Genomic DNA, 13,716 nt, shown 5'->3' with positions numbered 1-13,716 from the left:
GCTCACTAGAATAGCTTACGGATCGTCACAGAAACCTGCCGTCCGATCACCGAATAGTTGGACGAGTCATATGGCGGCAGCGATGGATCGGAGTTCTCGATTGAAGCTGGCTTCTCATCCAACACATTGAGAACCGAAAGCATGATCTCGGTCCCGGCGAGTATGCCACTGGTTTTATCGGCCTTATATCTTAGCGTTGCGTCGAATGACGTGAACGATCCCACATTGAGCTCGGGGAGCGATCGAGTGTCGCTGGTTCCCCCAATATGGTTGACGAATAGAGAGGCGTCGAAGGACGTGCGGGAATATGTAAGACCTCCTTCGGCGCGCCAGTGCGGTGGGTTGAAAATGGTGCCGGCCAATCGACTGAATGGCAAGCCAGTTGCCACCTGGCGGCGGCTCTCGAGGTAACTCGCATTCGCTGATAGCTCCAGCGTCTGTGATCCACCGATGGAGAACTTATATTGGCCGGAGAGATCGATGCCTCGGGCGTTCTGGCGAGCTACATTCTGGTCCGTGGCGTCGATGATCGCCGCGAGGCTGGCTGCATCAAACGCTGCGCCAGTAAAATTGGAAAGTCCTTGAGGAAGACGAGCGATTTCTGCCTCTACAGTGGCTGACGACGGCGACAGGCGCACAAGATTGGCATATATCGGATTGTTCAGAGCGGCCGTTGCGCCGACAATTGGTACCGAAACTCTATCCTTGTACGCCACGTCAAAATAGCTCGCCTGCAAATGCAGGCCTGAAAGCGCTCGCGGCGTCAACGAGATGGTTGCCGTCCAGGTTTCAGCCTTCTCCGAGCTTAGGGGCGTGCCCCCACCAGCCAGCAAAAGGACGGGAAGACCGCTCGGATTATCGGAGAAGATTGAACCGGGCAACAATACGCCTTGTCGTATCTGGTTCTGTTGATAAAGAGTTGGCGCCTTGAATGAACGGCCCCAACTGCCCATCAGACTCAAATCAGGCGATGGCGCATAGCGAAAGCCGAACTTTGGGGTCGCAACCGATCCGACCGCCTCATAATGCTCGAACCGGCCCGCCGCTGTGAAATCAAGCCGATAGAGTAGTGGCCGGCTGTTTTCCGCGCCAATGACCGGGATCGTCAGTTCGCCATAGGCAAACTGGACGGCCCGCCTCGTATGAAACTGTTCGGTCACGATCGTGGGTGATCCGGACGGCGTGTTGGATACCTCAACACCGAGCCCCAAGGATCGGATTCCGCCTCCGGCCGCAAGCTTGACCTTCCCCCCTGGCAGCTCTGCAAGAGTCCCCTGGACCCCCACTTCCAACGCTTTCAGGTCGTTTCCGTAAACAAGGCGTCCCGGCGTCTCGATCGAAGCAGCGTATCGCCTTGAATGAAGGTCCGCTTTGCTATCGGCGATCGTCCCTGAGAAATTGAGCGACCAGACTGGCGTCAAAGCTATGGTCAGGCTCGGCGAGACCGAATAGGTGCGAACGATGGGGTTGGACCGGAGTCCGTTTTCCGTAACTGCCCCTGTATTCAGGTACGGATTATCATATTTTGAATTGCGCCGGCTGAAGGTTCCATCGATCTTCAATTCTACGCCTTCCGCCATCTGCTGATGGCCGGTAGCGACGATGCTGATTTGCCGCACGCTGGGTACAAGCGTCGCGCTCTCGTCCATAAGGGCCGTGTAGCTGCGCTGCCCTGCGCTAATGCGCTCCGAAGATAGATAGTCCGCTGCAACCATGAAGCCACCGCTCGACCATGTCGATCCTGTCACCGCCGAGACTTGAGCTTGTCTGCCGCCGCCATCTGTCGTCGTTGCAAAGCGCGTTGAGATCTCGGTTCCGCGGAACTCCGGACGCAGAATGATGTTCGCGACGCCGCCAACTGCATCGGAGCCATAGAGCGCGGACGCGCCGTCTGCCACCACTTCGACACGATCGACCGCGGCTAACGGGATCGCAGAGATGTCCACGCCCTGAGCCAAGGCGTCGTAAGCCAGTCGATGGCCGTTGAGCAATGTAAGCGTCGCGTCCGGACCAAGTCCACGCAGATTGAGCGTGGAGGAGGAACTCACATTATTGTTGTTGCCCTGAGCCCCGCCGCCGGCGACATTCGGATTTTGACCACCATTGTAGTTTTGCGGCAGAAGCCTGATGTAGCTCCCAAGATCCGTCGCGCCCTGCTTTTCAATTTGGTCTCTGGAACTGATCGTGACTGGCGATGTCGCCGGAGCGCCCTTGATCCGCGAGCCCGTAACCACGATGTCGCGCTGATCCGCCGGGCGATCCGCTAGATCCCCCGACGGCTTCGATCGCCCCCGGATGATGATGACATCCTTCCGGAACTGCGCCACCAGGTCGGAACCTGCCAGCAGCGCCCGAACCGCTTCGTCAGCGCTATAGGTTCCGTGCAGCGCCGGAGCACTCCGTCCCAGTACTGCCTCGGAAGTGAAGATGATGTCCTTTCCCGACTGGCGGCTGACCGCCTTGAGGGCTTCCCCGAGATCGCCGGCCTCGATCTTGTATTCGACGCGGCGTTGCTCCTGGGCAAGTGCGGCGGCGCCCGGAACAAGCGTACCAATCGCCACCGCAGCGAGGAGTGCACAACGAAACCGTGACCGAGACCGCATCTGGACCATTCTTGCCCCCTATGAAATTCCCGACAATCTGGCGGGAGTTTCAGGGAGCATCGCAACAAAACTGCAATCTACGGGGTAGGGGGTGTAAAAATCTCGGACTATCTTTTGCGAAGCGTGATTTCGTCCGATTTGGTTCGTTCGACGTCGAGATCGAACAATATCGCGAGGCGGTCCGCAACCTGATCGGCATTGTCCACGCGAAAGCGCCCGCTGACCCTGAGAGCCCCGATGACGGGGTCTGCCAATCTGATCGAGGTCGCCGAGTCCCTGTTCGCTTCGGCAACGACGGCGGACAGCGGCGTGCGCTCATATTCCCGGATCAGCGGCTGATCCGGTTTAAGCATGACGGGCTCGATCGCGGCCTTGCCCGAAATGCTCGGGAGCGCCACCGGGGTTATGGCCGCGAAGCTCAGCACCTCGCCGGGCTCCAGTCTCGCCACCGCGGCGGCTGCGCCCCGGCCGCCTTTCGCGCCCTGCGGGCGCTCGACGTCAACAGCGCCTCGCAACAAACGTACCGTGACGCGCTTGTCCCTGCCAAGAATGACATCGAACACCGTGCCACGGGCCGTCACGCTGCCGCCGCCGGCCAATACAACGAAAGGACGGCCTTCATGTGCAACCTCGAAACGCGCGCGACCGCGCTTGAGCCTCAGTTCGCGCCTGCCCTCGCTGAACGTCGTCGACAATTCGCTGCCCTCGTCGAGCTCGACGAAAGATCCATCAGCGAGTCGAATGTTCCGTCGTCCACCGACCACCGTATCGTAGACACCCCGTTCGATGCCGGTGTGGGCATCCACCTGTGCCACCAAGGGAGTCCCACCTGCCGGGCCGCGCAACTCGCTGTTCGCGAACCAACTGCCGGTGCCGAGCGCAAGAAGAAGGCTGGCTGCGATGGCCGCCCATTTCCAATTATGACCTGCCGGCCCATTGTCGTTGGCTTCAGCTTCGATTTCTTCCCTCTGACTGGCGAGGAAGCGCCCCAATGCAAAGATTTCGCCCGCGCGCTCATAGGCATCGCGGTGCGATGCACCCAACGAGAGCCAGTGTTCAAACTGGGGCCGATAGCTCTGGGCATCGGGGCCGCGCATGCGCGCAAACCATAGCGACCCTTCGCGCGTCAACTGATCCATACGAGGCAGACCCTCCGGCTGTTCGTTCTCAGCCATTGGAATTGCCAATGCTCTTGCCGATGCGCGTAATGGCCTCCGCCACATGCCACTCCACAGTTCGGATACTGATGCTCAGCTGTTCCGCAATCTGCCTGTATCCGAGTTCTTCAACACGATGTAACAAATATACCTCTTTCGTCCTGGGCGGAAGGCCGTCGATAGCCAGACGATAACGCTCCCGCATTTGGTTCAACTCCGCCGTTGCATCTGGCCCGGCCGCTTCCTGGCCGGCTGCGCAGACCACGGGGTCCAAGGAACGGCTCCTGGCCCAGGCTCGCACCCGATCAGCGAGGAGATGCCGCACGATGCCGTGCAAATAGGCACCGGGATTGCTCCAGGCTGTGGCCGATCGTGATGCTGCCAGCCTGGCGAAAGCCTCCTGCACCATGTCGTCGCGGTCGTCCTCGAGCCAAATTCGTCGTCGGAGAAAGGAGCGCAGCTTCGGTGCTTCCTCGCGATATATGGCCACGAACTGGCGTTCCTCGTATACAGCGGCCGCAGGCGCGCACGCGCCCTCGTTTTGTTGTACGCCGTACATATGCTCAGGCGCACCGGACGAGATCGAAGGGCACCGACGTACGGCCGCCTTTTTGAACGGAAGACAGCATGACAAAACCACCCAAAGGTGGCGGGCAACATTGTCCAACAATTGCGCTCAACCGCCTTGGATGAGCCCATCATCATGCTTGGAAGGAATATCCTGCAGCCGGATCCCAGCCATTTCCCGACCGCATGAGAACTGTGCATCGGATTTTCACCTCTGGCAAGGCGCGAAAATCGGATGTCGCAATGCCGCGATGCAGCAGGCGAACCTTCACTTCTGAGGCCTACGATGCATGGGCATGTCGGCAGCCATCTCGACCAGTCGATCGAAGAAGCGATCGAGCATCTCGTTCGTTTCCTCTCTCAGTTCGACGATGATCCTGCGCCCATCGGACGGATCACGATGAAGGTCGACAAAGCCACGTTCTGCCAGGCGGTGGACAATGCGTTGGGAGTTTCGCTCCGACGCGCTTGATGCGCCTGTGAGCGATGTCAGCGATCGCGGATGGACGCTCCTGCGGGTGTAGAGATCGAGTAACATCTCGAATGCAGGAATCGTGAAAAGATCCTTGCCAAACTCGTCGGCGCGCAGTCGTTGTACCTGTTCGGTCAATCCAATCATGCTGCATCGGCTGACCGTCGTCGTTATTCGTTGCCCCTCGATCATTGTGCGCTCTCCAGTCCCGAGAGCCGCGCGGATCGCAGCCGATAGGTCTTCAATCTGATGCGAATGGGCATGGGAAGCTCCTTTCTCATGCGAGAAGGAAACTCACGTCGCGTCGCTCATATTGTAAATTTTTGCGTGTAAATGCTGCGCAATGCCCTTTGCTCCATTCTGGATGATAATATGGTCATCAATAATCACTGCGACGGGAGCAATCACATCGCCCAGGTCAAGGCGGAAATCTCCCGAACCGGCCGACGTGATGCTGCGGATGCGGCGTGTGTTCGCCAACGCGGAACGAAGCGTGCCCACAATGCCCGCCGACGATATGGGAAGGCTGCAGCCCTCCACTCATTGACAGAATGTTCTTACGTTGTTCCATTCAGGGGATGACCCGACTCGACGAATCAACGCTGTCGCTTCATTTGGAGGTTGCCCTTGCGAGCGCCTCGCCAAGCTTACGGAGCGAGCTAGTCGGGACGGACCGCGTCCGCCGCAGAGTCGCTATTGGCGACGACGCCCGGCATCTTACCGAGAGGCTGCGGCGTTTCGATATCACCTACCCAGAAATCGGCGAGAGGCTGGAGTCCCAGCCTATGTTGTTTGCCGGAGATCTCGGCCCATTGGGGTAGGTGGCCGGGAGCATGGGTGCTCGCCATAAACTTAGACCAGTCGCACCATCGCGGCCAAGGCGATGGAGGGGAGTGGGCGGAAATTGGTTGGGTGATCTGCGGGTCGCCCGTCCAATGCTTGCCCGTCTCTTCCCATCTGCCGTTCTTCACGTCCGATGAGGCCACCGGCGGGCAGCCCATTTTCGGGACACGCCCATGGCTCGTACCATAAGCAAATATAATCCGGAACTCGAGGCTATCGGGTCCGATATCGTGAAGCGTCTGGGGGGCGTCTGGAAGCCGGGCGGTGCGATGTGCCGTTGTCCCGCCCATGCCGACCGCAGTCCCAGCCTCTCTGTCCGCGTGGGGGACCATGCACTGCTCTTCAAGTGCTTCGCCGGCTGCGATTCTCGCGACGTCATCAATGAGATCCTGCGCCTCGAAGAAAAAGCACTGCACCATGTGGACAAGGCCTCTCAGGCCTCGGCGGGAATGCCAACGGACCTGTGGCGGCGTCAGCAGGCATTGCGGATATGGGATGAAGCCAGGCCATTGATCGGCACACCCGCCGAAATCTATCTGCGGCGCAGACGAATAGCGCTGCTGCCCCGTGCCTTGCGTTTCCATCCCCGGACACCTCTCGGACAGGGGGACGACGTTGAGTTCCGGCCCGCTATGATCACGGCTCTTCACGACGGCGGCCTTCATGATGAGGGGCGCTTCATCGCCATCCAGCGCACATTCTTCGATCGGGACGATGCGCGGCGCGCCCGCGATCTTGCCGATCCACGCATGACGCTTGGCCGCCCCGAGCGCGCGGCAGTCATGCTGGGCACTGCGACGTCGATCCTTGGACTCGCCGAAGGGGTCGAAACCGCAATCTCCGCAATGATCCTGTTCGGGATTCCGGTCTGGGCCACGCTCGGCAGCGAGCGACTCCATCAGATTGCGATCCCCGACCGCGTCAGGCGCCTGATTCTATTCCCTGACAATGACATCGCCGGCGAAATCGGCGTCGCCCACGCACTCGAAAGCTACGCGATGCCGGGTCGCGATATCGACACCGAGTTCCCGCCGCCCGGCTTCAAGGACTGGAACGACGTGCTTCGGGCGGGAGGGGAGGGAGTGGGGGAGTGGTGGCGGAAAGTGGCCTGATGGTCAGGCTGTCCCCGCCAGGAGACTATCCACATGACCCAACTACCCATCCTCGTGGCCGCGGCGAACCTCGCCAAGTCCCCGAGCAACGTTCGAACTGTCGGCGATCCCGTCGCCGATGCCCAGCTCGAGGCGAATATTGCCGTCAAGGGCGTCCGCCAGAACCTCATCGGCGTGCCTGTGTCGCGCAAAAAGGGACATTACCGCATCATCGCGGGCGGACGACGGCTCGACGCGGTCCATCGCCTGATCGAGAAGGGCGTGTTCGCTGCCGACTATCAGCTGGCGGTCCTCGTTCTGGGCAATGCCAAGGACGCGATCGAGACCAGCCTCGAAGAGAACTTTTTCAACCTCACGATGAACCCGGCCGATACTTGCCGGGCCTTCCAGGACATCATCGAGAGCGAGAAGAAGACCCCCGAAGACGTCGCCAAGCGCTTCGGCCTCACCGAGCGGTTCGTGCGCAGTCGGCTTCGCCTTGCCGATCTCGCCGATCCGATTTTCGAAGCTCTGCGCAACGGCGAGATCACGCTGAATGTAGCCGTTGCCTATGCCAGCAATAGCGATCGTACCAAGCAGGCTGAGGTGTTCGAACTCCTCAAGGATGGCTATTACCGGGCCAACGTCAACGAGATCAAACGTCAGCTCGTTGAGGACACTTATGTCGGCAGCGATCCCAAGGCGCTTCTGGTCGGGCGCGATGCTTATATCGAGGCAGGCGGCCGGGTCGATCTCGACCTGTTCACCGACTCGACGACCGAGCGCTGGATCGACGGCGATCTCCTTAACCGTCTCGTGGCGGACAAGCTCGCGGCCGCCGCGGAAGACCTGCGCACCCGTGAGGGGCTGGCGGAAGTCCGCATCATTCCCTCGACCCATGTCAGCTACAACGACACCTGGGACCTGCGCCCGCTCAAGGGCGACGCGCCCGAACTCACGGCGGAGCAGCAGGCGCGTCTCGAGGAGATTGAGGCTGAAATCGAGGCCGCCAACGAAGCCTGGGAAGATGCTGATGAAGACGGCCAGGTCGAACAGGCCAACCGAGTCGAAATGCTCGAAGCGGAATATCGCGCGATCGAGAAACCCGTACCGATCATCTCCGAGGAGCAGAAGGCGGGGGCGCTCGCCTATGTCGTCATCGGTCATGACGGCCAGCCGCGCCTTCACGAGCAACTCTATGTCGCTCCGGTCGACGAGCCTGATGATGAGGAGCAGGACGAGCAGGCTGAAGGCGAGGTCGACAACGACGATGTCGTCGCCACCACGGGGAGGTCCGCGTACAGCCAGCGTCTCAGCCTGGAACTGGCCGAGATGAAGAGCGAATTGCTGCGCGTTCATATCGCCAGCGATCCGCGCTTCGCCCTCGATCTCGGAACGTTCTGGATGGTCGACAAGGCGACCCGGCATTCCAGCGGTTTCGACCTTGCGACCGAACTCAAGGCCGATAAGCCCTTCTCCGGGCTCACCGGCTACCAGAGCGGCACGCTTGCCGCCGAGGAATGGGGCAAGATCGACGAGGCGCTCGATCGCAGCTGGACCGAGGCTGGCGATGCCTGTCAGCGCTACGACGCCTTCTGCGCGCTTCCCGATGAGGTTCGTGCGGCCTGGCTCGCCTGGGCAATCGCCCGGACGCTCCACGCAGTCGTCGCGGGCAAGACTGGCGAGGCCATGATCGACCATCTCGGCACCAAGCTCGAAATCGATGTAGCGGCCTGGTGGCGTCCGACCGCGAACAACTATTTCGATCGCCTGAGCAGCAAGGCGGCGATCCTCACCCATCTCGAAGAGATTGGGGGCAAGGAATTGTCGAGCCGCTACGGTGCGTCGAAGAAGCATGATCTCGCGACCTCGGCCGAGAAGATCTTCGGCGGCTCCGTCCCCATCGAGGCTGAACTGCGCGAAGCGGCTCTCGCCTGGGTGCCTGACGTCATGCGTTTCAGCGTGCCCGCCATCGCGCCTGAGCCGGTGCCCGCAAATGACGAGAGCGTCACCGGCTCGGATGACGAACTCCAGCAGGCCGCCTGATCCAACGTCCATGGGACCGCAGCCTCGCGTTGCGGTCCCTTTTTTCGTCCACTTGCGCCTCAAGCGGCGAACCAGGTCCGAGGAACCAGACCATGGCCGATATCACCCAGCTCCCCATCATGACCGCACGCGACGCCGAATCGATCGGTTTCGCCCGTTTCAACGATGTGCCTACCATGCCGATCGATATCCCCGACGGGAACTTCACGATCAGCGCACGCACCAGCGATGGGCGCCGCATCACCTTCTTCTTCGGCGAATATAAGCGCGGCGCTGCGCCGAGCTTCATCGACATCCAATATCACGACAATGGGACCACCATCCCCAATGCGAATGGTGGGACATCGCCCAGCTTCGACCTGTTCACCATCGGTCGCGGGGGCCGCAATGCTTATGACAGCCGGCACCATCCGTCTGAGGAGAAGCCGTCGATTGCCGTGATCCTTCTCGGATCATCATAGGGCGCCACTAAGTTCTCCGTCTCACCTTCTGCCTCCAACTCAGGGCCTGGCCTCATGCCACGGCCCTGTTTTCATGCTGACCGCACACCGGGAGGGAAGGGGGAGGAGGAGTGGTGGGCCGCGATGGTCCTGATCCAATCCGGAGTTCCGCCATGTCTGTTCCTTTGCTCGCGCTCGCACATCCCGACGAGCCTGAAACTTCCAAGACCACGCGTCTTCTCGACGTCGCCACCCGGTTGTCTGACCTGCTCCGACGCGGCCACTCTATTCGCCGCCAGGACCTCAAACGCCTGATGGAGGAAGCCTTCTCGGCCTCCGACGCGACCGGCAACTGGTCGATGCGCGACGCTTATGATGCGCTCGAGGCGGCACAGGTTATCCTCCTCAAATCACCTGGAGGCTGGACCGGCATCGTTCCGGACGGCGCCGATGCATTCGCCTCGCTTCGCCGCTTCGAACGGGCGCTCCCCACCCAGACCTATCGCAGCGAGCATCAGGTCGAGATGCAGCAGTTCAGTACGCCGATCTCGCTTGCCTGGCTCGCCGCGCAGGCCGCGCGTATCCGCAAGGACGACCAGGTGCTCGAACCCTCTGCCGGTACCGGCATGCTGGCCGCTCAAGCGGTTCGGCTCGGTGTCGCGCTGACCCTGAACGAGCGCGATCCCGGCCGCGCCGCGCTGCTTGGAAAGCTGCTCGGCGATCCTGTCACAACCCACGACGCCGAATTCATCAACGACCTGCTACCCCCCGGCGTTTCCCCGAGCCTCGTGCTGATGAACCCGCCCTTCAGCCGGAGCGACGGTCGGGGCAAGGACCGCTTCGCCGGCGCCCGTCATTTGCGTTCCGCGCTGCTGCGGCTTGCACCGGGCGGCCGCTGCGTCGCGATCATGCCACCCAGCTTCGCAGCGGATGGTACAGCGGCCACCGGCTATACGATGGTCTGCGAGACCGCGAAGCCGCGTGTCGAAATCACGATCCTCGGCAACCCCTATGCCAAGCATGGCACCAGCATCGCGGTCCGCCTGATCATACTCGACAAAGGCTGGACAGGGCCAACGGAACGCTTGACTGCCCAAACGATCGAGGAAGCCGCGGCGCTGGTCGCAGGCGTCCCGCCGCGCCTTTCCGTGCCCGAGCCGGAGCCGCCAGCACCGGCCGTCATCCCCCTGCGACCGCGCGCCTCCGCCAAGCCATCGCCGTCGACGATCTTCGGCGGCATCCAGAAGCGCGCGCTGGTTGTCCCCGACCGCATAGCGGCCGATGGAAGTGCCAGTCCGGTCGACTATACGATCCGCGCAACGCCGCTGCCAGCGGGCGATCCGCTCGGACATTACGCGCCCTGGCGGCCTGCACGCATCGAAATTCACGGCGCAAGGCCCCACCCGGACCAATTGGTGGAGTCGGTTGCCATGGCATCCGTGCTGCCGCCCGCGCCCAGCTATCGTCCGATGTTCCAGCCGCAGGCTTTCGCGGCCCTGTCTGACGCCCAGCTCGAAACGATCATCCATGCCGGCGAAGCGTGTGAGCGCGATCTCAAAGGCACCTTCTCCCCCAACAAGGCGGGCGACCAGTTGCACGAGGATGCGGAAGGCGCGGTTTACCGGACGGGCTTCTTCATCGCTGACGGCACCGGTGTCGGCAAAGGCCGTGAAGGCGCGGGCATCATCCTCGACCAATGGAACCGCGGCCGCCGCCGGGCGATCTGGATTTCGCGCAGCTCGGCCTTGATCGAGGACGCAAGGCGGGACTGGAGCGCGCTCGGGGGCGTGCCGATCGATATCCAGCCGCTCGATGCGTTTCCCCTCGGTGAACCCGTCGCCATGGCTAGCGGGATCGTCTTCCTCACTTATGCGACGCTCCGCTCTCAGCGGCATGACCGCGCATCGCGTCTGCAACAATTGCTCGATTGGGCGGGGCCAGACTTCGACGGCGTCATCCTGCTCGACGAATCGCATGCACTCGGGAACGCGGCCGGCACTGAGACCGAGTTTGGCGCGGCCAAGGGGTCCGAACAGGGCCTTGCCGGCGTCCGGCTGCAGATCGCGTTGCCGCGCGCCCGGGTCATCTATGTCTCCGCGACCGGAGCGACCAAGCCGGAAAATCTGAGCTACACCGCGCGGCTCGGCCTGTGGGGGCCAGGCACCGCCTTCCGGGACAGAGACGCTTTCCTTGCGGCAATGGAGGAGGGCGGTATCGCGGCGATGGAGATCGTGGCGCGCGACACCAAGGCCATGGGCCTCTACACGGCCCGCGCACTCAGCTTCGCCGGGGTCGAATATGACCCGCTTGAGCATAAGCTTACACCCGCCCAGATCGAGATTTACGACGCCTATGCCGACGCGTGGGCCGTGATTCATCGCAATGTCGACGCCGCATTGAAAGCCGCCAATATCGTTGATCGCGCCTCGGGCCGAACCCTGAACGCAATGGCTAAGGGATCTGCGCTGAGCCGGTTCGAAAGCTCCAAGCAGCGCTTCTGGTCGGCATTGCTGATCTCGATGAAGATGCCGACGGTCTTCAAGGCGATCGAAACCGAACTCTCGGCCGGCAACGTCGCGGTTGTTCAACTTGTCAGCACCGCCGAGGCTATCCTCGACAGGCGGCTGGCTGAAATCTCTCCGCAAGAACGCGCTCATCTCGATCTGGAACTCTCGCCCCGAGCGACCATGATCGACTACCTCAAGAACGCCTTCCCGACACAGCAGATGCATGTCTTCGCCACCAGCGACGGTTCGCTCCGATCAGAGCCGATGCGTGATGAAGCGGGCAATATGGTCGAATGCGCCGAAGCCTTGGCCACGCGCGATGCGCTGATCGAGGAACTCTGCGCCATGCCGCCGGTTCCGGCTGCTCTGGACGCGCTGCTCGCGCATTTCGGTACGAGCCAAGTCGCCGAGGTGACCGGCCGATCGCGTCGCATCGTCATCGGCAGCGACGGTTCCCAGAAGCTTGAACGGCGCGGCGCACGCGCCAATCTCTCCGAGACCCAGGCATTCATGGACGGGCTGAAACCCATTCTTGTCTTCTCCGACGCCGGTGGCACCGGTCGTTCCTATCATGCTGACCTGACCTGCAGGACGGCCGACAAGCGCCGCGTCCATTTCCTGCTGGAACCGGGCTGGCGGGCCGATGTCGCGATCCAGGGTCTGGGGCGCACCCATCGCACCAATCAGAGCATGCCGCCCGTGTTCCGGCCGGTGACGACCGACTGCAAGGGCGAGCGACGCTTCATCTCGACCATCGCGCGCCGTCTCGACAGTCTGGGCGCGCTGACACGCGGGCAGCGCCAGACGGGTGGCCAGAACCTGTTCGATCCTGCGGATAATCTGGAAAGCGACTACGCGCGAGAAGCCCTCACTCAATGGTATCATCTTCTCCATGGCAACAAGCTCTCGAGCGTGAACATGGAGCGCTTCCAGGGCATGACCGGCCTCAAGCTCACCGACGAGGACGGCACACTTCTGGAGAAACTGCCGCCGATCCAGCGCTGGCTCAACCGTATCCTCGCGCTCAGGATCGCGACCCAGAACGCGATCTTCGATGAATATATGGGCCTGATCCAGGCGCGCATTGATGCGGCGCGCGAGGCCGGCACATTCGACGTCGGGGTCGAGACCATCCGCGCCGAACAGATCATCACCCGATCCGAGCAGACGCTGCGCACCGATCCGGTGACCGGGGCCGAAACCAGGTTGCTGCGGCTCGAGCTTCATCTGCGCCCGCGCGTCATGCATTGGAAGCGGCTGATGCAGATCTGGGACGGCACGAGCGAAATCGCTTATCTCTGGAACAGCCGGTCCAAGCGCGTCGCTCTCAAGGTGCCGTCCTGGTCGATCACGGACGAGGAAGGGCGCATCGTGTCCATGTGCCAGCTTGTTCGTCCGACCGGTGGAACCCGCATGCAGGAAATCGCGATGTGGGCCAGCCTCTGGAAAGAGATCGACCGCGACAAATTTCAGCAACTCTGGGAAGCCGAAGCGAACGAGGCGGAAGCCAAGGTCGATATCGAAACCGTCAACGTCGCGACCGGGCTTCTCCTGCCGGTATGGCACCGACTTCCACAAGATGATGTCCGCGTCTGGCGGATCGACGATGGTCAGGGAACTTCGATCCTCGGGCGGCTCATCCCTGCGGCGGCGATGGCGGATCTGCAATCAGCGTTTGGTCTCGACGGCACGATCGCGCTAACCGCTGCCGAACTTGGCGCCGCCGCCCAGAAAGGCACGGGTATCGCAATCCCAGGCCTGGGTGGCGCGACAATGGCAACCGCGCTCGTCAACGGGTCACGTCGGCTCGAAATCCGCAATTACCGGCCGGAGGATCGCGAACGGCTTAAGGCGCACGGCGTGTTCAGCGAGGTCATTCAGTACAAGACCCGGCTGTTCATTCCACTCGACCGGTCGAACGAGGTCATCGAGGCGATCCTGGCGATGACGCGGACCTGACCCATCTGAAGTCTGATCGACACTTGAAAGG

Annotated in this window: 9 protein-coding genes; 4 read left to right on the top strand and 5 right to left on the bottom strand. The window is 61.8% G+C overall.

The window, feature by feature from the left end; all coding sequences use genetic code 11:
* Positions 1-5: 5 nt before the first annotated feature.
* From BOS5A_RS13835 to BOS5A_RS13815, 5 genes are all read right to left on the bottom strand, one after another.
* Entirely contained in the window at positions 6-2,561 is a 2,556-nt protein-coding gene (locus BOS5A_RS13835; protein ID WP_199857377.1) for a TonB-dependent receptor, read from the bottom strand.
* A gap of 149 nt (positions 2,562-2,710) precedes the next feature.
* Complete coding sequence (locus tag BOS5A_RS13830; protein ID WP_070157106.1) at positions 2,711-3,778, bottom strand: FecR family protein; 1,068 nt, start codon at positions 3,776-3,778, stop codon at positions 2,711-2,713.
* Complete coding sequence (locus BOS5A_RS13825) at positions 3,771-4,250, bottom strand: RNA polymerase sigma factor (protein ID WP_234419338.1); 480 nt, start codon at positions 4,248-4,250, stop codon at positions 3,771-3,773. Before BOS5A_RS13825 ends, BOS5A_RS13830 begins: the two co-directional genes overlap by 8 nt.
* Before the next feature lie 345 nt (positions 4,251-4,595).
* Complete coding sequence (locus BOS5A_RS13820) at positions 4,596-4,991, bottom strand: hypothetical protein (protein ID WP_070157108.1); 396 nt, start codon at positions 4,989-4,991, stop codon at positions 4,596-4,598.
* Positions 4,992-5,093: 102 nt separating this feature from the next.
* The gene (locus BOS5A_RS13815) at positions 5,094-5,300 is read right to left on the bottom strand and encodes a hypothetical protein (protein ID WP_124810433.1); all 207 of its coding nucleotides are present in this window, start codon (positions 5,298-5,300) and stop codon (positions 5,094-5,096) included.
* A gap of 515 nt (positions 5,301-5,815) precedes the next feature.
* Between BOS5A_RS13815 and BOS5A_RS13810 the strand changes: the two genes are divergently transcribed.
* The 4 genes from BOS5A_RS13810 (at position 5,816) to BOS5A_RS13795 (ending at position 13,685) form a co-directional block, all read left to right on the top strand.
* Positions 5,816-6,754, top strand: a complete 939-nt coding sequence (locus tag BOS5A_RS13810) for a DUF7146 domain-containing protein (protein ID WP_070157236.1) — start codon at positions 5,816-5,818, stop codon at positions 6,752-6,754.
* Positions 6,755-6,787: 33 nt separating this feature from the next.
* Complete coding sequence (locus tag BOS5A_RS13805) at positions 6,788-8,779, top strand: ParB/RepB/Spo0J family partition protein (RefSeq protein WP_070157234.1); 1,992 nt, start codon at positions 6,788-6,790, stop codon at positions 8,777-8,779.
* Between the two features lie 92 nt (positions 8,780-8,871).
* The gene (locus tag BOS5A_RS13800) at positions 8,872-9,240 is read left to right on the top strand and encodes a hypothetical protein (protein ID WP_070157233.1); all 369 of its coding nucleotides are present in this window, start codon (positions 8,872-8,874) and stop codon (positions 9,238-9,240) included.
* A 152-nt stretch (positions 9,241-9,392) separates the two neighbouring features.
* Positions 9,393-13,685, top strand: coding sequence for a strawberry notch-like NTP hydrolase domain-containing protein (locus tag BOS5A_RS13795; RefSeq protein ID WP_199857376.1), 4,293 nt, complete (start codon positions 9,393-9,395; stop codon positions 13,683-13,685).
* Positions 13,686-13,716 lie beyond the last annotated feature (31 nt).

The sequence above is a fragment of the Sphingomonas sp. EC-HK361 genome (genome assembly GCF_902498785.1).
GTDB lineage: Bacteria > Pseudomonadota > Alphaproteobacteria > Sphingomonadales > Sphingomonadaceae > Sphingomonas.
Note: the sequence above shows the minus strand (reverse complement) of the source record. Positions and strands in the feature narration are given on the sequence as shown.